Origin of the sequence: Rhodanobacter sp. L36 (assembly GCF_009765755.1) — a bacterium.
In the GTDB taxonomy this organism is placed as follows: domain Bacteria; phylum Pseudomonadota; class Gammaproteobacteria; order Xanthomonadales; family Rhodanobacteraceae; genus Rhodanobacter.
The window spans coordinates 1,189,385-1,210,779 of sequence record NZ_LMUV01000011.1; the positions used below are offsets into that span (position 1 = coordinate 1,189,385).

A 21,395-nucleotide genomic window follows, 5' to 3' on the forward strand; every position below is an offset into this window, starting at 1 on the left:
ACGTACGCGAACACGATTTACCTGACGGCTGTCACTGGTTGCCGCATGGATGGCGCTCGCACAATGCCCGCACACTGAAGGAGCGCGCGACATGCAGCAGACGAAACCGCAATTCGGCATCGATGCACCCGGGGTGGTGCGCAACCTTGGCCTGATCGGCATCGTTCTGCTCATGGCGTTCGCGATCGCATCCGCATCGGGCCGCGTGGATATCGGCTCGATGACGCTCTATCCGGGTTGTTCGTTCGTTGCAGGCAGCCTGCTGATGCTGCTGACCAGCACCGTGGGCAAGCCGTTCGTGATACGCCGCATGATCCGTCAGCTGCATCTGCGTGGCGACGAACAGGTGCTCGATGTGGGATGCGGTCGCGGCCTGCTGTTGATCGAGGCGGCTCGACAATTGCCGCATGGTCGCGCCACCGGCCTGGATCTGTGGAGCACGAAGGATCAATCCGGCAACGCCGCCGACGCCACACACCGCAATGCGGCGCTGGCCGGCGTTACCGACCGCGTGCAGATCGACACCGGCGACATGCGCGCCATGCCTTATCCCGATCACAGCTTCGACGTGATCATCTCCAGTCTCGCGATCCACAATCTGCCGAACAGCGCGGACCGCGATCAGGCGATTCGAGAGATTGTTCGGGTACTCAAACCGGACGGCCATCTCGCACTACTGGATTTCCGATGCACAGGCGCCTATGCATACTCGTTGCGCGAGGCTGGCGCGCTCAAGGTGCGCCGTAGCTGGCCGATCCTCGCGATGTTTCCGCCGGTCTGGATCGTGTGGGCGCAGGGCAAACGCGCTTAGCTGCATCATCGTCGCTGGCTGATCGAACCCCACGAAGGTTTCCGGCCGGCATCGGGCGCTGATCCAGCCATCAGCTGACACTCCGCGTCCAGATCGAACCGCAGCCGGGCTGGATGGACCGCGCTTGTCCCATCGCGCCAGCGCCCCGCGAGGCTAGCGTGGCCCGCTACAGCAGCTTGAAACGAGTGTCGCGCCATCGTGGCACGCAACCTGCTTTCGTATCCGGTACGATAAATGGTCCGGTTCCGGCGATTCGCCTCCACGCGAGGTTTCTGCCGCCGACGGCCGGCTTGGGCGACGCACGTTGCCAGCACACGCGGGTTGTGGAATGGACACTACGATTCACGGGCAAGGCTCCGCAGGAGCTTGGCAAAACGGGGGAATGGAAATGGGGGGCACGATCACACATTCGAAAGCTGGGCGCGTCTGGCGTTCGTGCTTCGTCGTCGTGCTCGGCCTTTTGTGGTTCGGCACTGCGCACGCGTCTTTTTCGCTCAACGGCGCGTGGCGCGAAGTGCGCGCGGGCGATACGCCGCAGAGCGTGCTCGACGAATACAACGCCGGCCAGTTGAAGAGCTTCGACCCATCCATGCTGCAGCGGTTTCCGCGCAGCAGCACCGGAAGCTGGGTGGTCATCACCCCGCAGCCGCCGTGGGACAACGGCGAACGCGTGCTGTCGATCTATCCACCCACGCTCGGCACGATCAACGTCTACCCTTCAGGCGTCCCGCAGTCGCTGGCGCTGGATGAATTCAGCGCGGGCTTGCACGGGCATGGACGGCTGGCATGGCAAGTGCCCGCCACGCAATCCGGATCGACGCCGATTCTGCTGCGCTTCGAACCATCGGCGACGATCAGCGCGCCGGTGAGTTTCCAGTTGCAGTCCATGGCGGATTATCAAACGCAGGACGCGCAGTGGCTGGTTTTCGCCAGTGCGTGCTTTGCCGTGATGCTGGCGATGGTGCTGATGGCGCTGTGCTTTGCGCTGATGCTGCGCGACGTCACTTACGCGTGGTACGCCGGCTACATTTTTTGCTACACGCTGATCCAGGGTATCCAGACCGGGTTCCTGTTTCATCCCCTTGAATGGCAATGGCTGTCCGGCACGGCAGTGATGAGTGGCGCGGCGGCCGTGGCGCTTTCGGTGGCGTTCGCTTCGTTGTTCATGATGCGGTTTTGCGAGTTGCAGCGTTATGCGCCGCTCGCCCGCGTGCCGATCGTGGCGCTCGCCGTGGGCATGATCCAGCTGGTACTGATGCGCTGCAGCCACATCGCGTTGCTGGTCGAAGTGGCGCAGTTGCTGCTCAATCCGCTGCTCATGCTCGGGGCCGGCCTGTTGCTGGTGGCAGCGATCGTGGCCGCGGTGCGTGGCTCGCGTCCGGCGTGGTTTTTCCTCGCGGGGTGGACGCCATTGTTGCTGCTCACCGCGCTGACCAGCGCGCAGACCAGCGGCGCATTGCCGGAGTTCGCATGGCTCAACGATGCAAGCCTCGCTGGCGGTGCGTTTGAAGCAGTAGTGCTGTCGCTGGGCCTCGCCGATCGCGCGCTCAACCTGCGTCACGATCGCGACGTCGTTCGCGTGCTGGCCGATCACGACGCGCTCACCAATGTGCTCAATCGCCGCGCATGGAGCGAGCGTGCCAGCGCCTTGCTGGCCGTCGATCCGGCACGACCGATGGCGATGCTGTTTCTCGACCTGGATCACTTCAAGCTGCTCAACGATCGCCAGGGCCACAACAGCGGCGATCGCGCGCTGGTGGCCGTGGCTCGCGCGCTGGCCGCCGAATTGCGGCCTGCGGATCTGCTCGGGCGTTACGGTGGTGAAGAGTTCGTCGCGCTGCTCGACGGCACGTTGCCGGATCACGCCATGCACGTGGCGACGCGTCTGTGTCGGCGCGTGCACCGCCTGGAAATTCCCATCAACGACGATGCGCTGTTGCTCAGCGTCAGCATCGGCGTCGCCATGCACAAGGCCGGCGACGATCTGGAAACGCTGGTCGAGCGCGCCGACCAGGCGATGTACCGCGCCAAGCTTGACGGGCGCAACCAGGTCAGCCTGTACGTGACGCCGGTCATGCCGGCATCGTCGCGCCTGCACGTGGTGGAGAAGCGTCGCGGCGATCACTGATCGCCGTGCATCCCTCGACAACTACGCGGGACTTGCGGCCAGAGCGCGCGCAGCCGCCACGACATCGTCCTCGCCCGGCAGTACCAGCAAGGCGGCTCCGGCCAGCGGCGTGAACGTATCCGCGCCCACCACGCGTTGCAACGGCGTGGCGCCCAATCCACCTTCGACGATCGCGGTGATCACGCCCTCGCCCACACCTGCACTCTTGCGGCCTTCGTCGAGCACGATGATTCGTTTCGCCGTCTTTGCCTGCTGCACGATGAACGCATCGTTGAGCGGCGCCAGCCAGCGCAGGTCGACCACGCGCACGCTCCAGCCGAGTTCTTTTTCGATCGTGCGTGCTGCGCGCAACGCCATCGGCACGCCGTTGCCGAAGGTGATCACCACCAGATCGTTCGCCGCATCGTTGTAGACGCGACCCTCGCCCAACGTCATCGCCGTGCCCGGCGCGGGATAGTCGAACTGCCACTGCGCGTCGCCGGCGTCGTGCAGGTCCTTGGTCATGTACAGCGCGATCGGTTCGAGGAACGCGCACACGCGGCCATCCACTTTCGCCAGTGCCATCATCGTGCGCAGCATCGTTGCGGCATCGTCGCCGCGACTCGCGCAGCCGACGACAAGGCCGGGAATATCGCGCAGCGCGGTGATCGAATTGTCGTTATGGAAGTGGCCGCCAAAACCCTTTTGATAACCCAGCGACGCGATGCGCATCACCATCGGATTGCGGTACTGATCGTTGGAGAAAAACTGCAACGATGAAGCCTCTCCGCGAATCTGATCGGCAGCATTGTGGAAATACGCCAGGTACTGAATCTCCGGAATCGGCAGCATGCCCATGTTGGCGTAACCCTGCGCGAGCCCGAGGATGATCGTCTCGTCGAGTAGCGTGTTGAACACGCGCGTATTGCGAAACGCCTTGTGCAGCCCCTTGGTCACCGTATAGACGCCGCCCTTCTGCGCCACATCCTCGCCGAACAGCAGCGACTCCGGATATTTCGCCATCACGTCGTGCAATGCCTGGCCGATCTGGATGGCCAAATGACGCGGCGGCTGGTTTTCCGGAAGCTTTGCTTCGCTGCCGAAAACCGCGAGGCGCCTTTCCGCATAGTCCGTGCGTTCGCCTTCCTTCTTCACCGCGGCGGGCGTGTACGGCGCCAGCGGTGTCATCACGTCGTCGAGCGTGGTGAGGCGATGGCGAGTGTGCGCATCTTCGGCAGCGGCGAAGCAGCGCTTGCGCGTGGCTTCGTAGAGATTCAGCAGATCGTCCTTCGAATACAGGCCGGACTCCAACGCGATACCTGCCGAACGCAGCAGCGGATCGGTGGATTCCACCGCGAACAACTCCTCGATGCTGCGCCACTCGATCTCGAAATCGGTGCCGGCGTGACCCATCACGCGCGTGGTCCTGAGATGCAGGAACGTGGGACGACGCGTGCGTCGGCAATGTTCCACCGCGCGCTGCACCTGCGCGTAGCCTTCGGCGAGATCGAGGCCGTCGGCAAAGAAATAATCGAGGTTGGAGCGATGCTGGAAATTGCTGGCCACCCATCCCGTCGGCGTCTTCACCGAGATACCGATGCCGTTGTCCTCGCACACGAAAAGCACCGGCGCGGGAAGCTTCTGGTACGCCGTCCATGCAGCAGCATTGAATGCGGTTTGCGCAGTGGCGTGATTGCTCGATGCGTCGCCGAACGAGCAGATCGCGATCGAATCATCGGGGATCGGCAGCGTGTGACCGATGCGTCGCGCCTGCTCGATCGCCACCGCCGTGCCCAGCGCCTTGGGCAGGTGCGACGCGATCGTCGATGTCTGCGGCAGCACCCACAACGGCTTGCTGCCCCACACCTTGTGACGTCCGCCGGAGGCCGGATCGTCCTTGCTGGCGGCGAAACTCAGCGCCGAATCCATCACCGGATCCATACCCGGCAGCTTGCGGAAGCGCTCGGCCATGAAGCCGCCGGAACGGTAATGCAGGAACGCCGGATCGGTGTGACGCGTGAGTCGCGCCACCATCGCATTGCCTTCGTGGCCGCTGGAACCGATCGTGTAGAAAACCTTGTTCTGCACGCGCAGCACGCGCGCCATCAGGTCGAGGTGACGCGAGATCAGTTGCGATTCGAGCAGTTCGCGAAACCCGCGTGCATCGAGTGCGCTGCCCGGCAACACTGCTTCGTCGTCACGCGGCGCACTGCGAACATCGCCTTGCCAGAACTGCACGAACTCGATGAAGTTCTGGTCGACAACCTCGGCACGATTGAAGCCCTTGTGACGAGCGCTGATGGCAAACGGAATGGACATGATCGATCGCTTGAAAGTGAGTAGAGGTGTTGCGTCGCGCACGGCTCAGACCGATGGTCGTCGCGCTTGCCATTGCCCGAGGCTCTGGCCCCAGATGTCGATGACGTGATCCTGGTACGGCGCGGGCAGCGTACCGCTGCGCAAGTTACTCGAACCCAGTCGCTCGGCGAGCTTCTGCGATGCGATATTGCGCGGGTCGATGCAATGGATGATGTCGGTCCAGCCGAGATGCTCGAAGGCCCAGTCGATGGCAGCGATACCGGCTTCGGTCGCGTAGCCCTTGCCCCAGACATCGCGACGAAACGACCAGCCGATCTCGTTGCCGGGCCAGCCTTCCGGCTTCCATGGACCAAGCTGGCCGAGCCAGCGCCCATCGCTTTTGTCGATCACCGAGAACATGCCGAAACCCTGCACCATCCATGCACCGGGCATCTGCAGAAATTTCCGCCATGCCGCGTCGCGCGAAAGATGTCCGCCGATGTAGCGCGCGGTTTCCTCGTCGCCGATCAATGCTGCGTAAGCGTCGAAATCCTCGCGCTGCGGCGGGCGCAGGATGAGGCGTGACGTTTCGATGCGGATGTCCTGCAAGTTCATGTGGCGTGCTGCCTCACCATCGACTTATCTTTTCGTCATTCCGGCCTTCGTCGGAATGACGACTTTTCTCGACTGTCATTCCTGCCTTTGCCGGGATGACGAGAAATTCAGAACGCATTGATGCCGGTCAGTTCGCGGCCCACCACAAGCTGGTGCACGGTTTCGGTGCCTTCATAAGTGATCACTGATTCAAGATTCAGCGCATGGCGGATCGCGCCGTGCTCGGTGGTAATGCCGGCGCCGCCGAGGATATCGCGGCATTCGCGCGCGATGTCGATCGCCATGCGGCAGTTGTTCCACTTCGCCAGCGATACCTGTGTGGGCTGCATCTTGCCCGCGTCCTTGAGTCTGCCGAGTTGCAGCGACAGCAATTGCGCCATGGTGATGCGGCGCGCCATGTCGGCCATTTTCAACTGCACGGCCTGGTTCGATGACAATGGACGGCCAAACAGCATGCGCTCGGCGGTGTAGTCGAGCACTTCCTTCAGGCATGCCTGCGCGGCACCGATCGGACCCCAGGTGATGCCGTAGCGTGCCTGCGTGAGGCAGCCAAGCGGGCCCTTGAGGCCTTTCACGTTGGGCAGGCGCGCGCTGTCCGGCACGCGCACATCGTCGAAGAACAACGCGCTGGTGACGGATGCGCGCAGACTCATCTTCTTGTGGATTTCCTGTGCCTTGAAACCGGCCGTGTCGGTCGGCACGACGAAACCCTGGATGCCGTCGTCGGTCTGCGCCCAGACAATTGCAATGTGCGCGAGGTTGCCGTTGGTGATCCACATTTTTGCGCCGTTGATGATCCAGTCGCCGCCATCTTTCTTCGCATTGGTTTTCATGTTGGCCGGGTCCGATCCGCCATGTGGTTCGGTGAGGCCGAAGCAGCCGATGACTTCGCCGGCGGCCATGCGCGGCAGGTACTGCTTTTTCTGCTCCTCGCTGCCGTAGGCGTAGATCGGATACATGCACAGCGAGCTTTGCACCGAAGCGAAACTGCGCAGGCCCGAATCGCCGCGCTCCAGTTCCTGGCAGATCAGTCCATAGCTCACGCCGTTCATGCCGGCGCCGCCGTATTCCTCCGGAATGGTCGCGCCGAGCAAGCCGAGCGCAGCGATTTCCGGGATCAGCTCCATCGGAAATCGAGCCTGATCGAAGCAGTCGCCGATGATCGGCAACACGCGTTCGTCGACGAAGCGGCCCACCGTGTCCTGCACCATGCGCTCCTCATCGGAGAGCAGCGAGCGGACATCGTAGAGATCGAGCGGATTGAGGGCGACAGCCATGAAAGCTCCGGAGACGCGTGCGGAAAAACCGCTATTGTAGCGCGTGGTCCACAGCGCCACAGGCTTGGCCCGCATCACGCGGAACGCGTTCCGCCGCGCCCAGTCGCCACCCTCCATCGGAATGCCATGTTCAAAGGTGTACTGCTCGGTTTCCTGGCCTTCGCTGCCTATGCCGTCAGCGATGCGTTCGTGAAATCGCTGCGCGGTTCGTTGCCGGCGTACGAAGCGGTTTTTTTCGGTGCAGCCATGGCGCTGGCCGCGCTGCCCTTCATCAAGTCGCGCAACGATCGCTGGCGCGAAGTTCTGGTGGCGCAGCGTCCCGGGCCTTATCTGGTGCGATCGGTCGCCAGCGCCATTGGCAGCACGGCGGCGGTGATCGCCTTTACCGCGCTGCCGATGGCCGAGGCGTTTGCGCTGATTTTCCTGATGCCGATCTTTGTCACCCTCCTTTCCGTGCTGGTGCTGAAGGAGCACGTCGGCTGGCGCCGCTGGTCGGCGGTGGTGGCGGGTTTCATCGGCGTGCTGGTGGTGCTGAGGCCGGGCTTTCGTGCGCTGGGCGTCGGCCATCTTGCAGCACTGGTGTGCGGGTTCGCGAGCGCGATCGCGATGATCGCCATGCGTGTCGCCGGGCCGCACGAAAAACGCATCACGCTTTACGGCGCCGGCGTGGTCGGGCCGATGCTGCTTACGGGCGTGTTGATGCTGCTGCAGGATTTTTACTGGCCGAACCTGCATCAGTGGATGCTGCTGCTCGGCTACGGCCTGCTGGCTGCGTTGGCGGCGGTGTTGCTGATGCTGGCCACGCAGAAATCGCCGGCCAACCATGTCGCGCCGACCCAGTACAGCCAGATGTTGTGGGCAGTGTTTCTGGGCTACCTGCTTTTCGGCGACGGGCTGGACTGGCCGATGGCCATCGGCATCGCGATCATTCTTGGTGCCGGTCTTTTCACCTTCGTGCGCGAAGAAAAAGTCACCCGCTGGTGGAAACGCGCGCGCATCGTTTGACGATATCGCTCAGTCGTTATTGGCCAATATCTGGAGGCGCATCGCGCATCGCGCCAGTTCGGTTCGCAACGCATCCGGCGAACGTATTTCGAAATCGAATGGCAGGCTGGCGAGTCGACGCGCGAACCAGTTCAAGTCATCGGCACTGGCATGCAGCAGCACGCCGCCATCGATCGGTTCCAGCAGACCGAACGAAAGCGGAAACGCGCAGCTCGCTCGCGCCAAATTCGTCAGCAGCAACACTTCGATCGCACGACCGCGCGGCATGCTTGCGATGTTCTGCATCAATTGCCCGAGTGCATCGAAACCGGCGGGCCGCTCAAACGGAACGTCCGTCAGCGTCACGTCGTCGACGCGATCAAGCCGGAACGAGCGCAGGGCATGGCGCAGGTGGCACATGCCGAGCGCGTACCAGCCGCCCGCCCAGTAAGCCAGGCCGTACGGATCAAACAGGCGTTCCGTTTGCTCGCCCTGCCCCGACACGTAACGCATGTTCACGCGTTGCTGTGCTTGCGCGGCCGTCGTCAGCGTCACCAACGCGGCCTGCGTACCGAAAGTGCCGGCCGAAGGTTGCATGTCGATTTTCACCGTGTCGGCGATCGCGCCGACACGGCTCTTGAGCTTGATCGGCATCACGCGCGACAACTTGGCCTGAACGCTCTCCACCGCCGGTGAGGAGTCGGACAACCCCAAACCGCGCGCCGCCACCAACCCGACCGACAACGCCACCGCCTCGTCGTTGGTGAACATCATCGGCGGCAACTTGTAGCCGGCCACCAGCATGTACGCACCGTGGCGCCCACGCTCGGTGGTCAGCGGAATGCCGAGATCTTCCAGCATCACGATGTAGCGCCGCAGCGTGCGCACGTCGACGCCCACCCGCTGCGCCAGTTCCGAACCGCTCATGCGGCCATGGCTCTGCAGCAGGTCAAGTACCGCCAGCACGCGCGTGGTGGGTAACGCCATCTGACAATTGTATCGACGAATCAGGGCGGGATCTGTCCTGTTTCGCTTCTAGCCTCGGCATGTCTTTCAACAAGCCGGAGTCGCCAACGTCATGTCGAACCGAACACTCGCCGCCTGCCTGCTCGCGCTGACTTTCTCCATCGGCATCGCCGTCAACGCATCCACATCCGCCATGCCAACGCAGGCCCAACCGACAACCGCGCACGATGGTTCGAAAGATTTCGATGGCCTCCACGGCCACTGGATCGTGCACAACCGCAAGCTGGCGAAGCGGCTCGCCGGTTCCACCACATGGATACCGTTCGATGCGACGGACGAATTCCAGCCTTTGCCCGGCGGCCTCGGTTTGCAGGAGCACTACCGCACCAGCTACTGGAAAAATTTCGAGGCACTCAGCTTCAATCTCTACGATCCGCAGACGCAGCAGTGGACGTTGTACTGGGTCGACAATTTCAATTTGCCCATCACGTTGCAGCCGCCGCTTGTCGGCAAGTTCTCAGGCAACACCGGCGACTTCGAAGGCCCCGACACCTTCGGCGGCAAGCCGATCCTCGTGCGCCACATCTGGAAGCTGCAAGATAAAAATCACGTTGCATGGGAACAGGCTTTTTCGGTCGATCACGGTGCATCGTGGGAAACCAACTGGACGATGGAATTCGTGCGTCAGTAATTCCGATCTGCTCACCCCATCCTGCATCCATCGAGAATCCTCATGAAGAAATTCCTCGCAACACTTCTTCCGTTCGTCGCTGCGTGTATCGCGCTGGGCACATCCAGCGCACTGGCGCGACAAGCAACGGACATGCAGACCGTCGAGCATCTGCAGGACAACCAGGTGATCGAGTTTCGCCGCTATGTCACCGAGCACGGCGAACGCGCGCACTTCGTGAAATATTTCGATGCGTATTTTCCCGAGGCTTTCGAGCAGCTCGGCGCCATGGTGTTCGGACAATTCACCGAACGCGGCAACCCGAATCACTTCACCTGGCTGCGCGGTTTCAAGGACCTCAGTGCACGACCGATCATCGAATCGGCCTTCTATTACGGGCCGGTGTGGAAGGAACATCGGATCAAGGTCAATGCGATCCTTCCGGACAGCGACAACGTGATGCTGATGCGCCCGTTGCATCCCGAGCGGGGTGTGCTCGTTCTGCCCGCAGTCGATCCGGTGGTCGAGGAAAACGGCGCGCAGGGCATCGTGGTCGCGCAGATCTTCAGCGTGAAAAAAGGTAGCGAGGACGCATTCGCCAGACAGGCGGAACAGGCTTTCGCCGCGTATAGCGACACGGGTGTGCGCACTGCAGGCTTACTGGTGTCGCTCGACGTGCCGAACAATTTTCCACAACTGCCGATCCGCAGCGACGGCCCGTTTCTCGTCTGGCTCGGCGTGGTCCGCGACGATGCTGCACTGGCCCAGATCACGCCGCGCATGACGAGCGCGGAGCACGCACTTGCCACAAGTGGTCTCCTGCGCAGCGCGCCCGAGCGACTCGTGATGGATCCGACGCCGCGTTCGCGCCTTCGCTGGCTGACTGGCATGACGGACGCGACGCCTTGACCCACGCACCGCTGTGGCTGTTCGTGGCACTGGTGTTCGGGATCATCGTGCTGCCGGGCCTGGACATGGCGTTCGTGCTCGGCAGCACATTGACCGGCGGACGCCGCAGGGGATGTGTCGCGGTCGCAGGGATTGTTGCCGGTGGCATCTGCCATGTCGCGATGACGGGACTTGGCATCAGCGTGTTGCTGAAAACCATTCCTGGCGCCTTCAACGCACTGCTGCTTGCAGGCGCGTTGTACATCGCATGGATCGGCTGGTCATTGATTCGCGTCGATCCAAGCGCCGATTCATCGGCAGACAGCAAATCAAGTCCGAAACCTCTACGTTCGGCTTCAGCCACATTCGGTCAGGGCGTGCTTACGAGCCTGCTCAATCCCAAGGCTTATCTCTTCATGCTGGCAATCTTTCCGCAGTTTCTGCGTCCGCAGGAAGGCACTCTCTGGCTTCAGGCGATGAGGTTGTGGTCGATCATCGCGATCAATCAACTTTGCGTTTATGGCGGACTGACATTGCTGGCTGACAAGACGCGTCACTGGCTGCACGACAAACCCGCCGCGAGCACGACAATGGCACGGAGCGTCGGTGCCCTGCTGATCGTCGCAGCGATGTTTACCAGTTTCGCGGGATGGCGCGCGCTTTGAATCGAAGACGATGCGCAAATGATCGCGCACCGTCACATGCATCCATGTCGATTACTTGAGCTTTTTCGCCATCGCGAGGTGGTGCTCGAGTGTTGGCAGCGTGTTGCCGGCAAATGATTTCAGATCGGCATTGGCGCCGCTGGCAGATTCACCCTTGAACAACGTCACGGCTTCGTTGTGATCCTTCAGCATCATCGCCGAATAGGCTTTGTCGAACGCCGCACCGTTGAGTGTGGACAAGTGCGTGATGGCTTTCTGCTGCATGGCCGTCGGTGCGTCGGACGGCGTGAACCCATCCTTCTGCGCAATCGCCTTCAACTCGTCACCCGCCTTGGTGTGGTCGGTAACCATCGTGCTCGCGAACGATTTGATATCCGCCGACTGCGCGTGGGCATCGGCCAACTGGCTCGCCTGCACTTCGGTCATGCCGGCAGCGGACGCCTTGGTCACGAAGTTTGCGTCGTGCGTACCCGCCATGCCTTTCGCCATTGCCCATGGAGCGACGGCCATGGTGGTGAGCAAGGCTGTGGCGATTAGTGTTCTTTTTGCGATGGTCATGAGTCGTCTCCTCGTAAAGAACCTGGACGCTATGCCGTGCGTCGTGATGGCACGGTGTGTGTCACGTGACTGACTCGATATCTCGCCTAGATCAGGACGTGACCGGAGGAATCGGCGGATCGCCCATCGGATTCGGCGGTGGCTCCGGATCGGTCATCGGTGGTGATTCGGGTGGCGGCTGCGGAGATGGCACGGGTTCCGGCGCCGGTGGCGCAGGTGTCGGATCAGGTGATGGTTCCGGCAGCACGGGCGCAGGCGGCAAGGGATCATCGGGCCGACTTGGAGAAGGTGCGGGGGTTACGGACGCCGCAGTCGGATTGATGGTGCGCTCAATCATGATTTCTCTCAGCATTCACAGTCGTGCCGTTACTTGCCTGGCGCAGGCGGCGCGCCATCGGGTGTACTCGCGCCCGCTGGTCGCGCTTCCTGGTGCGTCACGCCCAGATAAAAACCCGCGGCAATAATTGCGACCAAGGCCACCAACAACAGGATTAACGCCGCACTGCGTTTGCGTTTCATGCGAGTGGATGGCGAATCAAGAGGTCGGGCCGCCCATCACCGGCAATACCGCGCCGGAGATGTAACTGGAACAACTCGGCGATGCGAGAAACACATACGCCGGCGCGATTTCCTCAGGCTGCGCGGGACGACCCATCGCACTCGACTTGCCGAATTCCGCCACCCTGTCGGCCGGCTGGTCTGCTGGATTCAACGGCGTCCACACCGGGCCGGGCGCGACGGCGTTCACACGTATCCCGCGCGCTACGAGGTTGGCTGCCAGCGCCTTGGTGAACGCGTGGATGCCACCTTTGGTCATCGAATAATCGATCAGCTTGTCGTTGCCGAACAAACCCGTCTCCGAGCCGGTGTTGATGATGCAGTTGCCGCTGCCGAGATGCGGCGAAGCAGCCTTCGCCATGTGGAAATAGCCGTAGAGATTCGTGCGCAGCGTGAGATCGAAATGATCCTCGGTGATGTCCTCGATCGACTCGGCGTGTTCCTGGAACGCCGCGTTGTTGACCAGCACCGAAAGCTTGCCGAAGGTCTTGACAGTTTTCTCTACCGCCTTGCGGCAGAACGCCGGATCTTTCACGTCACCCCGAATCAAAAGGCAGCGCTGGCCTTCGCCTTCGACATGATCCTTCGTCTCCTGCGCATCACCGTCTTCGCTGAGATAGACGATGGCAACATCCGCACCCTCGCGCGCGAACAACACCGCGACCGAACGACCGATGCCTGAATCACCACCGGTAATCAGCGCCGACAAACCTGCAAGCTTGCCGCTGCCGCTATAGCTCGGCGCCATGAATTGCGGGCGCGGATCAAGCTCGCTTTCGATGCCCGGTTTGCGCTGGTGCTGCTTCGGCAGAGGGTTTTCGGGATGTTTGCGTGCGCCGGCTTGCGCAGGTGCCTTGCTCGGTTTCTTGGTTTTCTTGTCGGCATCCATGCGATCGGTCTGCGCCTGAATCTCGCGCTGCCGACGCACAGTGGTCGCAGTGGATGCACGCGTCTTGTTTTTGGTCGCCATGTCGAACTCCGCCAGAAGGACATGACGCTATCGGCGACCACGTGCGCGCGTGGTGAAGTTTTCGGCAGCTACTCAGCCGCGATTGCTCACGCCGTGCGGCACATGTCCGGTCGCCACGTGCTTGCGCGCGGATTCGACGTCGGCGGGCGAATCATCGAAGAAAATGTCCGCGCCGATCGCGTCGAGTCTGGGGTTTCTGGGCGGTCCGGCAACGAGAAATCGGTCGCGTAACTCCGCTGCCACTTCAGCCGCCTACTGCAAGATGTAGACGTCTTTATTCGTCGGGTAAGATCCATGCCACGTCGATGGAGAAAACATCATGGACTTCTTCTCAAAAAAAGCACTGTGCCGAGTATGCGCATTTATTCTGCTGGCAGGCTGCGCATCTAACTCGTCCTTCGCAACGAGTGCCCAAGGAAGCAACGACCAAGCTGGCGACGCACTGGCGCAGGCGAATGCGGCGCGTGCGCAAGCGGAGGCGAGTCTCGAGGCGAAAATAGCCAAGCTCGACTCACCAGGATATGAAGCAGCAGCCCAAGCGGAAGCGGAGGCCCTCAAAGTCTCCAACGACCCGGACGGTATTATCAAGAGCATGGTGAGTTTCACTGACGTCGATCGGCTATTGGTGCATAGCGGTCGATTGCCGTCCGACGTCCTGATCTACGATGCGCAGCTCATAAAATTAGTCTCTGTAACACCCGCTTCCATCAAGGAACATCGGCTACATCCTGAGTGGATGAAAAAATTCCATGATCTGCACGTCGCCAGGGATGCCTCGATACAAGGAAACAGGGCGTCGGTCGAAGCCATGGAAAAGCAGCGACAGCAGAGCAGGCAGACCCAAAACGACATGACCCAGTTGTACGAAGATCAAGGAAATGATCTGCGAAAGGATGCGGCGAATCGCGCCGCGGCTGATCGCGCCTACCAGGAAAAGCTTGGCAACGGACCAGGATCTGGCCTCTGTCAAACGCCTGTCTTCGGAGGAACAGGAACTCAGACGACGCCTTGTCCTGACGGAAATTAGGTAAGCGCCTTTGGTGGATGCAGAGGCTTTCTGAGACGACATGCGGTTTTCGTTTCACCGGGTACTCATCGGTTGCTTACCCCATGCGGCACATGTCCGGTCGCTACATGCTTGCGCGCGGACTCGACGTTCGCCGGTGAATCGTCGAAGAAGATATCTGCGCCGAACGCATCGAGGAACGGCCCTTTGTCGCGACCGCCGAGGAACAAGGCTTCGTCGATGCGCACGCCCCAGCGGCGCAGCGTGAGGATGACGCGCTTGTGCGCGGGCGCGGAACGCGCGGTGACGAGCGCGGTGCGAATCGGCGAATTTTCTGCGGGAAATGCTGCTTGCAAGCGATGCAATGCGGTGAGGAATCCGCGGAACGGGCCAACTGACAGTGGTTCGGAGGCGTGTTCGGTTTCGCGGCGATGGAATGCTTCGAGGCCTTCCTCGCGCGACACGCGTTCACCTTCGTCGCCAAAGATCACCGCGTCGCCATCGAAGGCGATGCGCAGTTGTTCGCTGGCGCGCGGCGGCGCGGTGCTCGGAAGAATGGTGGCGGCCGCGACGCCGGCAACAAGTGCGCGACCGACGTCTTCCGCATTGGCGGAAAGAAACAGATCGGCCTTGAACGGCGCGATGTAGTCGGAGGTCGGCGCGCCACTGGTGAACGCGGCACGACTGATTTCCAGTCCGTAATGCTGGATCGCGTTGAAGATGCGCAGCCCGGTGTCGCCGGAATTGCGCGACAGCAGAATCACTTCCACTGGCGGCACGTCACCGGCGAGCTTGTTGAGGCCCAACAATTTCTGGACCAGCGGAAAAGCCACGCCCGGTTTCAGGATGTCGTTTTCGCGTTCGATCTGGAATGCGCGATAGGCATCGAGTCCGTCACGCTCGAACAATGCGTGGCTGTCGCCCAGGTCGAACAGCGCACGTGAGGAAATCGCCACGACGAGGCGCTGATCGGTGGCAGCACCTGGATCGTGAATATCTGAGACCGGAGAATTCATCGCTTCAATCTAGCAGGGACAAGAGACGAGCGGCGAGGCAGAGAGCAAGTAGCCAGATGCAAAAATCGAAAGTGCTCGGATTCCGGACTTCGCCGGCATGACGATCAAGCGCAAGAACGGAGCACGTCACATGATCGCGAGCTTGCGACCTCGTTACTCGCCTCTCGGCGCTGTGCTCAAAGACTCACTCCGCGGCGAACTGCTCGTCCAGGATGCGCTGCTCGAGGTTGTGCTCGGGATCGAACAACAGGCGCACGCCCTGCCCGCCGGATTGCCTGATCGACACACTCCGCACGTCGCGCACTTCGTGGAAATCGGCGGTGGCGCTCACCGGCCGCTTGACCGGATCGAGTATGCGCAACATGACCTCAGTGCGATGCGGCAGGATGGCGCCGCGCCATCGACGCGGACGGAATGGACTGATGGGCGTCAACGCCAGAACGTTCGCATCCAGTGGCAAGATCGGGCCGTGCGCGGAAAGGTTGTACGCGGTCGAACCGGCGGGCGTGGACACCAGAATGCCGTCGCAGATCAGCGTGGACAATTTCACAATGCTGTTGAGCTGCACTTCGAGATGCGCTGCCTGATTGCTCTGGCGCAGCAGTGACACTTCGTTGAAGGCGAGCGCCGTGTGTTCCTGGCCGGCCGCATCAGTCACCTGCATCTGCAGAGGAAACAAAGACGCCGTATGCGCGCGTTCGATGCGCTCGGGCAGTTCGTCGATGCGGTGCTTGTTCATCAGAAAACCGACGCGACCCAGCTTCATTCCATATACCGGCATCTCCAGCGCGCGGAACGCGTGCAGCGTGCGCAACATGAAGCCATCGCCACCGAGAGCGACGATCAATTCGGCTTCCTGCGGCGGTACATCACCGTAGCGATCGATCAACTTGCGCCGCGCCTGCTGGGCAACGTGGGTATCGCTGGCAACGAAGGCGAAGCGCATGCGTGGGAACCCGGCAGGAGACGCGAGGAGATTACACAGCATGAAGGCGCAAGACCATGCCGGTCCTGCGCCTTCGGTTTTCTTGCAGCACCTGAGGCCCGACTCAGGCCACCGGCACTTGCGCCAGCTGAGCCAGTCGACGCACAGCCACCGAAGCAATCGGATAGTCCGCATTCTGCGTGAGAATCTCGGCGAGCATGCTGCGGGTGTATTCCAGCGTGGCGTCGTCGCGTTGCAACCAGGCCTGCACCGGCGTGATGTCGGTGCGATCGTTAGTCATGCCCAACACCTGCAGCGAAAGCGCACGATGCTGATGGTTGAGTTCGTCAAGCAGCGAGCCGCGCGCCTGTGCATGCCAGTGACCTTCCACCGGCAATGCCTCGATCTGATCGCGCAACCATTCCAGGTCGAGCGCCTCGCCGAGTTCGTAGAACACGTGCGCGACTTTTTCCATCGTGTGGCCGCTCTGTTGCGCGACCTCGACCATGTCCAGCGCCGCACGCAATTCGGGCATGCGCGAAAGCCGTATAGCCAGTTCGGCCGGCATGCCCAGGCCTTCCCATTTTTCCTGGTTGCAGGAGAACTCACCCTTGCCGGTCGGCGTCAGCACATCGGGCAACACCTTGCGCAACGCGGACACGCCGTCCTGGTAGCGCTCGACATTGGCGGCGATGTCCAGCGTGCCGCCGGGACGGTTGAGCAGCCAGCGTGTCATGTGTCGCAGCAGCGACCAGATCTGCTTGATCGCATCGATCTGCGTGTCCTCGGCGACCTGACTGTCGAGCAGTTCGATCTCTGCCCACAACTCGCGCGCCTCGAGAATTTCGCGCGCCGCGGTATACGCCTTGGCGACCGCCGCCGGGCGCTGGCCGGTGTCTTCCTGCATGCGCATCATGAAGGTGGCGCCCATGCGGTTGATCGTCGAGTTGGTCACCGCGGTGGCGATGATCTCGCGCTTCAGCCGATGACGCTGCATGTGCTCGGCATACTTTTCGTGCAGCGGTTCGGGGAAGTAACGCACCAGCTCGCGCGAGAGGTATGGATCTTCCGGCACGTCCGAATCGAGCAGTTGCTGATAGAGGCGAATCTTGTCGTATGACAGCAACACCGCGAGTTCCGGACGGGTGAGGCCGGTGCCGCGCGTCTTGCGCTCGGTGAGTTCCGCTTCGCTCGGCAGATTCTCGACCTGTCGGTCGAGCGTGCCTTCGGCCTCGAGCGTGCGGATGAAATGCGCCATCGATCCGATGCGGCCGACCGACTGATGCTCCATCAGAGTGATCGCCTGGTTCTGGCGATAGTTGTCCCACAGCACGAGCTGGCCGACTTCGTCGGTCATCGCGGCAAGCTGTGTGTTACGCGCCGGCTCGGTGAGTTCACCGCGCTGCACGGCGTCGTTGAGCAGGATCTTGATGTTCACCTCGTGGTCGGAGGTGTCCACGCCGGCGGAGTTGTCGATGAAGTCGGTGTTCAGCAGCACGCCATGTTGCGCGGCTTCGATACGACCCTTTTGCGTCATGCCGAGGTTGCCGCCCTCGCCCACGACCTTGCAACGCAGTTCGGCGCCATTGACGCGCAGCGCGTTGTTCGCGCGATCGCCGACATCGGCGTGCGATTCGGACGCTGCCTTTACATACGTGCCGATGCCGCCGTTCCACAGCAGGTCGACCGGCGCTTTCAGGATCGCGCTGAGCAGATCGCTCGGCGCCATCTGCGTGACATCGGCTTTCAGTCCGAGCAAGGCGCGCACTTCGGCGGTCACCGGAATCGATTTGGCGCTGCGCGGATAAATGCCGCCGCCGGCGGAAATCAATGAACGGTCGTAATCGTCCCAGCTTGAACGCGGCAGCTTGAACATGCGTTCGCGTTCGACAAACGATTTTTCAATATCCGGATTCGGGTCGAAGAAAATATGTCGATGATCGAACGCGACGACCAGCTTGGTATGACGTGAAAGAAGCATGCCGTTGCCGAACACGTCGCCGGACATGTCGCCAATGCCGACGCAGGTGAAGTCCTGCGTCTGGCAATCGCGATTGAGCGAACGGAAATGCCGCTTCACCGATTCCCACGCCCCCTTGGCGGTGATGCCCATGCCCTTGTGGTCGTAGCCGTTGGAACCGCCGGACGCGAATGCATCGCCGAGCCAGTAGTCGTGCTCGATCGAGATGGCGTTGGCGATGTCCGAGAACGTGGCGGTGCCCTTGTCGGCCGCGACGACCAGATACGGATCATCCGCATCGTGGCGCACGACGTTGATCGGATTCACCACCTTGCCTTCGATCAGGTTGTCGGTGATGTCGAGCAGGCCGTTGATGAAAAGACGATAGCAGGCGATGCCTTCGGCCAGTTGCACATCACGATCGCCACCAACCGGCGCTTTCTTGACGAAAAAACCGCCCTTGGAACCGACCGGCACGATCACCGTGTTCTTGACCATCTGCGCCTTGACCAGGCCCAGCACTTCGGTACGGAAATCCTCGCGACGATCAGACCAGCGCAGGCCGCCGCGCGCCACCGCGCCGAAGCGCAAATGGATGCCTTCCACGCGCGGTGCGCAGACCCAGATCTCGCGATACGGCACCGGCTTGGGCAGCTCGGGTACTTCGTGCGAGTCGAGTTTGAAGCTGATGTACGGACGATGCGCGCCATCCCATGTCTGGAAGAAACTGGTGCGCAGCGTGGCGTGCATCACCGCCATGAAGCTTCGCAGGATGCGGTCTTCGTCGAGGCTGGCGACATTTTCGAGCAGCACGCCGATGGCGTCATGCACGGTGTCGTACTGCTCGCTGCGCGGCAGGGACAACGCAGCTCCGAGGCCTTCGATCAGATGCGGATGCGCGTCCTGCACGCCTTGTGGAATCAAAGCGCGCATCTCGGTGATCAACGTGGCGCCGGCAGCCTTGAGTTCATCGGCGGAAAGATCCTCGCGACGCGGGTCGAACTTGGCCAAGAACAGCTCCACCAGCAATCCGGCGATGGCCGGATAGTTGTTGAGTGTGTCTTCCATGTACGACTGTGAAAACGCGACGCCGGCCTGCAGCTGGTATTTGCAATAGCTGCGCAACATCGCCACCTGGCGCCAGCTGAGCTTGGCACCGAGGATCAGCCGATTGAAGCCGTCGTTCTCCGCGTTGCCGCGCCAGATCTGCTCGAAAGCATCCTCGAACAACGCGCCGACCTGTTCGACGCTGAAAGTGAGCTTGCCTACCGGCTGCACTTCGAAATCCTGGATCGACAACTGCGTGCCGTCGCCGGGAATCTCGTAGACATGTTCGGTCAGCACGCGCAGGCCGAGGTTTTCCAGTTGCGGCAGCACTTCCGAAAGCGCGATGTCGCCGCCGCTGCGATACACCTTGAAGCGCAGTGTCTCCGGCGCCTTGGGCGGGTGATAGAACGACATGCGCAACGCATTGTCGCCTTCGAGCAACGACAACTGGTGCACATCCTCTGCGGCCACGGCCGGGCTCACGTCTTCGACATAACCGGCGGGTAGCGACTTCGCGAAGCGATTGGCCAGCACGACGCCCTGATGATCGCCGCGCGTGCGTACGAGCACATCGCGCACTTCGTCGTGCCAGTTGCGCACGATGCCGGCCACGCCCTGCTCCAGCGCCGCGCGATCGTAGACCGGCTGATCGCCGATCTTCGGGCGCAGCACGATGTTCAACCGCGCCAACGCAGCTTCACCCATCTGCACGGACGAATCGCTTTGCTCCGCATGCAAGGCATCGCCAAGCAGCGTTTCAATGCGCTCACGCACCGACGTGTTGAAGCGATCGCGCGGCACGTAGACGAGACAGGTGAAGAAACGGCCGTAACGATCGCGGCGCATGAACAACCGCGTGCGCGCACGCTGGCGCAATTCCAGAATGCCCATCGCGGTAGCAAACAGTTCGTCCTCGCTGCTCTGGAACAGTTCTTCGCGCGGCAGCGTCTCCAGGATGTGGCGCAATGATTTGCCTGAATACGAATCGCGCTTGAGCGCCGAACGCGCCAGCACCGCCTCGACCTTGTGACGCACCAGCGGCACATCCTGCGGGCGCGCCATGAACGCGTTGGACGAGAACAGACCGAGGAAACGCTGCTCGGCGACGGCGCGTCCGTTGGCGTCGAATTTCAGCACGCCGATGTAATCCATGTAGCCGGCGCGGTGCACGTGCGAGCGCGCATTCGTCTTGGTCAGGATGATGGTGTCGGTGGCGCCGGAGTGCGGCAGGTCGCTGGCCGCGAGTGAACGCAGCGAGCGCGGCGCCATCGAACGTTCCTGCCGTTGCAGGATACCCATGCCGGAACCTTCGATCGAACGCAGCACGCGCTCGCCATCGGCGTCGGTCACCTCGTATTCGCGATAGCCGAGAAAAGTGAAATTATCGTCGGCGATCCAGCGCATGAACTCGCTGGCTTCGTGCACCGATGCCGCGTCGGTCGGCAGCTTGCGTTGCGGCAGGTCGTGTGCGATCGCCAGCGCCTTATCGCGCATCGCGGCCCAGTCCATCACCGCCAGGCGGACGTCGTCCAGCGCTGCTTCCACTTGCGCCTTCAGCTCCACTTGCGCCACTTCGTCGGCGACGCGATCGATCTCGAAATGCATGACCGACTCGGGTGCGCCGGCATCGTCACCCAGCGACTGCAACTTGCCGCTGGCGTCGCGCGTCACCTTCAGCACGGGGTGGATCACCGCGTGGATCTGCAGCTTCGCCGAGACGATCATGCTCACCGTATCGACCAGGAACGGCATGTCGTCGGTGACGATCTGCAGCAGGCTGCGGCCGGCATGCGTGTCGGCAAGATTGACCACTCGCACGGAGGCATGGGCCTTCTGGCGCTGCTGCATGAAATCAACCAGCCCGTTGACCAGTTCGGCCCAGTGCGCCGGCGTGTGCAGGTCTGCGTCGCTTTCGGCGATGCGCGCGAAGAAAGCCTGGCAGAAAACCTCGGCTTCATGCAGCCGCTGCGTCGGCAGATCGCGCTTGCCGAGCTCTGCCAGGACATCGGACGGAAGGGAGTTATCGTTCACTGCATGGATCGCATTCATGGCATCTTCTGGTCAGTGGAGACGA

The 21,395-nt window shown here is 61.9% G+C and carries 18 protein-coding genes; 7 read left to right on the forward strand and 11 right to left on the reverse strand.

The window, feature by feature from the left end; all coding sequences use genetic code 11:
• The first annotated feature begins 91 nt into the window (after nucleotides 1-91).
• Together GSQ73_RS15130 and GSQ73_RS15135 are read left to right on the forward strand one after the other, a co-directional pair.
• Nucleotides 92-811 carry a class I SAM-dependent methyltransferase gene (locus tag GSQ73_RS15130; RefSeq protein ID WP_158885443.1) on the forward strand — a complete coding sequence of 240 codons (720 nt, stop codon included), beginning with the start codon at nucleotides 92-94 and terminating at the stop codon, nucleotides 809-811.
• Between the two features lie 388 nt (nucleotides 812-1,199).
• Complete coding sequence (locus GSQ73_RS15135) at nucleotides 1,200-2,939, forward strand: diguanylate cyclase (RefSeq protein ID WP_254063423.1); 1,740 nt, start codon at nucleotides 1,200-1,202, stop codon at nucleotides 2,937-2,939.
• A gap of 21 nt (nucleotides 2,940-2,960) precedes the next feature.
• Here the strand turns inward: GSQ73_RS15135 and GSQ73_RS15140 are convergent, their stop codons facing one another.
• The 3 genes from GSQ73_RS15140 to GSQ73_RS15150 all read right to left on the reverse strand — a co-directional run bounded on the left by GSQ73_RS15140 (nucleotide 2,961) and on the right by GSQ73_RS15150 (nucleotide 7,108).
• The gene (locus GSQ73_RS15140) at nucleotides 2,961-5,237 is read right to left on the reverse strand and encodes a thiamine pyrophosphate-dependent enzyme (protein WP_158885445.1); all 2,277 of its coding nucleotides are present in this window, start codon (nucleotides 5,235-5,237) and stop codon (nucleotides 2,961-2,963) included.
• A gap of 45 nt (nucleotides 5,238-5,282) precedes the next feature.
• Entirely contained in the window at nucleotides 5,283-5,831 is a 549-nt protein-coding gene (locus GSQ73_RS15145) for a GNAT family N-acetyltransferase (protein ID WP_158885447.1), read from the reverse strand.
• Nucleotides 5,832-5,938: 107 nt separating this feature from the next.
• Nucleotides 5,939-7,108, reverse strand: a complete 1,170-nt coding sequence (locus tag GSQ73_RS15150) for an acyl-CoA dehydrogenase family protein (RefSeq protein WP_158885449.1) — start codon at nucleotides 7,106-7,108, stop codon at nucleotides 5,939-5,941.
• Between the two features lie 126 nt (nucleotides 7,109-7,234).
• Here GSQ73_RS15150 and GSQ73_RS15155 point away from each other — a divergent pair, with 126 nt between their 5' ends.
• Nucleotides 7,235-8,113 (forward strand): DMT family transporter, encoded by an 879-nt coding sequence (locus GSQ73_RS15155; protein WP_158885451.1) that lies wholly within the window; start codon nucleotides 7,235-7,237, stop codon nucleotides 8,111-8,113.
• 9 nt (nucleotides 8,114-8,122) lie between these two features.
• Here GSQ73_RS15155 and GSQ73_RS15160 read toward each other — a convergent pair whose 3' ends face one another.
• Nucleotides 8,123-9,079, reverse strand: a complete 957-nt coding sequence (locus tag GSQ73_RS15160; protein WP_158885453.1) for a YafY family protein — start codon at nucleotides 9,077-9,079, stop codon at nucleotides 8,123-8,125.
• Nucleotides 9,080-9,170: 91 nt separating this feature from the next.
• On the opposite strand from GSQ73_RS15160, the gene GSQ73_RS15165 reads away from it, so the two are divergent.
• From GSQ73_RS15165 to GSQ73_RS15175, 3 genes are read left to right on the forward strand one after another with little or no spacing between them, the layout of a single operon-like run.
• Nucleotides 9,171-9,749: a hypothetical protein gene (locus GSQ73_RS15165; RefSeq protein WP_158885455.1), complete on the forward strand. Its 579-nt coding sequence runs from the start codon at nucleotides 9,171-9,173 to the stop codon at nucleotides 9,747-9,749.
• A gap of 42 nt (nucleotides 9,750-9,791) precedes the next feature.
• Nucleotides 9,792-10,637 carry an NIPSNAP family protein gene (locus GSQ73_RS15170; protein WP_158885457.1) on the forward strand — a complete coding sequence of 282 codons (846 nt, stop codon included), beginning with the start codon at nucleotides 9,792-9,794 and terminating at the stop codon, nucleotides 10,635-10,637.
• Nucleotides 10,634-11,281, forward strand: a complete 648-nt coding sequence (locus GSQ73_RS15175) for a LysE family translocator (protein ID WP_158885460.1) — start codon at nucleotides 10,634-10,636, stop codon at nucleotides 11,279-11,281. The genes GSQ73_RS15170 and GSQ73_RS15175 overlap by 4 nt, the downstream gene beginning before the upstream one ends.
• Nucleotides 11,282-11,332: 51 nt before the next feature.
• Here GSQ73_RS15175 and GSQ73_RS15180 read toward each other — a convergent pair whose 3' ends face one another.
• The 4 genes from GSQ73_RS15180 to GSQ73_RS15195 all read right to left on the reverse strand — a co-directional run bounded on the left by GSQ73_RS15180 (nucleotide 11,333) and on the right by GSQ73_RS15195 (nucleotide 13,610).
• Nucleotides 11,333-11,839 carry a DUF4142 domain-containing protein gene (locus GSQ73_RS15180; RefSeq protein ID WP_158885462.1) on the reverse strand — a complete coding sequence of 169 codons (507 nt, stop codon included), beginning with the start codon at nucleotides 11,837-11,839 and terminating at the stop codon, nucleotides 11,333-11,335.
• Between the two features lie 366 nt (nucleotides 11,840-12,205).
• Nucleotides 12,206-12,358 (reverse strand): hypothetical protein, encoded by a 153-nt coding sequence (locus tag GSQ73_RS15185; protein ID WP_158885464.1) that lies wholly within the window; start codon nucleotides 12,356-12,358, stop codon nucleotides 12,206-12,208.
• Between the two features lie 16 nt (nucleotides 12,359-12,374).
• Nucleotides 12,375-13,367: an SDR family oxidoreductase gene (locus GSQ73_RS15190; protein ID WP_158885466.1), complete on the reverse strand. Its 993-nt coding sequence runs from the start codon at nucleotides 13,365-13,367 to the stop codon at nucleotides 12,375-12,377.
• A 72-nt stretch (nucleotides 13,368-13,439) separates the two neighbouring features.
• Nucleotides 13,440-13,610 carry a 5'-nucleotidase gene (locus tag GSQ73_RS15195; protein WP_256371889.1) on the reverse strand — a complete coding sequence of 57 codons (171 nt, stop codon included), beginning with the start codon at nucleotides 13,608-13,610 and terminating at the stop codon, nucleotides 13,440-13,442.
• A 76-nt stretch (nucleotides 13,611-13,686) separates the two neighbouring features.
• Between GSQ73_RS15195 and GSQ73_RS15200 the strand changes: the two genes are divergently transcribed.
• Nucleotides 13,687-14,394 (forward strand): hypothetical protein, encoded by a 708-nt coding sequence (locus tag GSQ73_RS15200; RefSeq protein WP_158885468.1) that lies wholly within the window; start codon nucleotides 13,687-13,689, stop codon nucleotides 14,392-14,394.
• A 65-nt stretch (nucleotides 14,395-14,459) separates the two neighbouring features.
• Here the strand turns inward: GSQ73_RS15200 and GSQ73_RS15205 are convergent, their stop codons facing one another.
• From GSQ73_RS15205 to GSQ73_RS15215, 3 genes are all read right to left on the reverse strand, one after another.
• The gene (locus GSQ73_RS15205; protein WP_158885470.1) at nucleotides 14,460-15,389 is read right to left on the reverse strand and encodes a 5'-nucleotidase; all 930 of its coding nucleotides are present in this window, start codon (nucleotides 15,387-15,389) and stop codon (nucleotides 14,460-14,462) included.
• A 184-nt stretch (nucleotides 15,390-15,573) separates the two neighbouring features.
• On the reverse strand, nucleotides 15,574-16,335 hold the full coding sequence (locus GSQ73_RS15210; protein ID WP_158885472.1) for an NAD kinase: 762 nt from the start codon (nucleotides 16,333-16,335) through the stop codon (nucleotides 15,574-15,576).
• Between the two features lie 103 nt (nucleotides 16,336-16,438).
• Nucleotides 16,439-21,370, reverse strand: coding sequence for an NAD-glutamate dehydrogenase domain-containing protein (locus GSQ73_RS15215; RefSeq protein WP_158885474.1), 4,932 nt, complete (start codon nucleotides 21,368-21,370; stop codon nucleotides 16,439-16,441).
• Nucleotides 21,371-21,395: the final 25 nt, after the last annotated feature.

What these genes read in the sequence shown, in the direction of transcription:
- GSQ73_RS15155 (WP_158885451.1), top strand. Translation starts at nt 7,235, where the DNA reads ATGTTCAAAGGTGTACTGCTCGGTTTCCTGGCCTTCGCTGCCTATGCC.
- GSQ73_RS15210 (WP_158885472.1), bottom strand. Translation starts at nt 16,335, where the DNA reads ATGCGCTTCGCCTTCGTTGCCAGCGATACCCACGTTGCCCAGCAGGCG.
- GSQ73_RS15170 (WP_158885457.1), top strand. Translation starts at nt 9,792, where the DNA reads ATGAAGAAATTCCTCGCAACACTTCTTCCGTTCGTCGCTGCGTGTATC.
- GSQ73_RS15165 (WP_158885455.1), top strand. Translation starts at nt 9,171, where the DNA reads ATGTCGAACCGAACACTCGCCGCCTGCCTGCTCGCGCTGACTTTCTCC.
- GSQ73_RS15145 (WP_158885447.1), bottom strand. Translation starts at nt 5,831, where the DNA reads ATGAACTTGCAGGACATCCGCATCGAAACGTCACGCCTCATCCTGCGC.
- GSQ73_RS15150 (WP_158885449.1), bottom strand. Translation starts at nt 7,108, where the DNA reads ATGGCTGTCGCCCTCAATCCGCTCGATCTCTACGATGTCCGCTCGCTG.
- GSQ73_RS15160 (WP_158885453.1), bottom strand. Translation starts at nt 9,079, where the DNA reads ATGGCGTTACCCACCACGCGCGTGCTGGCGGTACTTGACCTGCTGCAG.
- GSQ73_RS15185 (WP_158885464.1), bottom strand. Translation starts at nt 12,358, where the DNA reads ATGAAACGCAAACGCAGTGCGGCGTTAATCCTGTTGTTGGTGGCCTTG.
- GSQ73_RS15140 (WP_158885445.1), bottom strand. Translation starts at nt 5,237, where the DNA reads ATGTCCATTCCGTTTGCCATCAGCGCTCGTCACAAGGGCTTCAATCGT.
- GSQ73_RS15190 (WP_158885466.1), bottom strand. Translation starts at nt 13,367, where the DNA reads ATGGCGACCAAAAACAAGACGCGTGCATCCACTGCGACCACTGTGCGT.
- GSQ73_RS15135 (WP_254063423.1), top strand. Translation starts at nt 1,200, where the DNA reads ATGGGGGGCACGATCACACATTCGAAAGCTGGGCGCGTCTGGCGTTCG.
- GSQ73_RS15200 (WP_158885468.1), top strand. Translation starts at nt 13,687, where the DNA reads ATGGACTTCTTCTCAAAAAAAGCACTGTGCCGAGTATGCGCATTTATT.
- GSQ73_RS15130 (WP_158885443.1), top strand. Translation starts at nt 92, where the DNA reads ATGCAGCAGACGAAACCGCAATTCGGCATCGATGCACCCGGGGTGGTG.
- GSQ73_RS15205 (WP_158885470.1), bottom strand. Translation starts at nt 15,389, where the DNA reads ATGAATTCTCCGGTCTCAGATATTCACGATCCAGGTGCTGCCACCGAT.
- GSQ73_RS15180 (WP_158885462.1), bottom strand. Translation starts at nt 11,839, where the DNA reads ATGACCATCGCAAAAAGAACACTAATCGCCACAGCCTTGCTCACCACC.
- GSQ73_RS15215 (WP_158885474.1), bottom strand. Translation starts at nt 21,370, where the DNA reads ATGAATGCGATCCATGCAGTGAACGATAACTCCCTTCCGTCCGATGTC.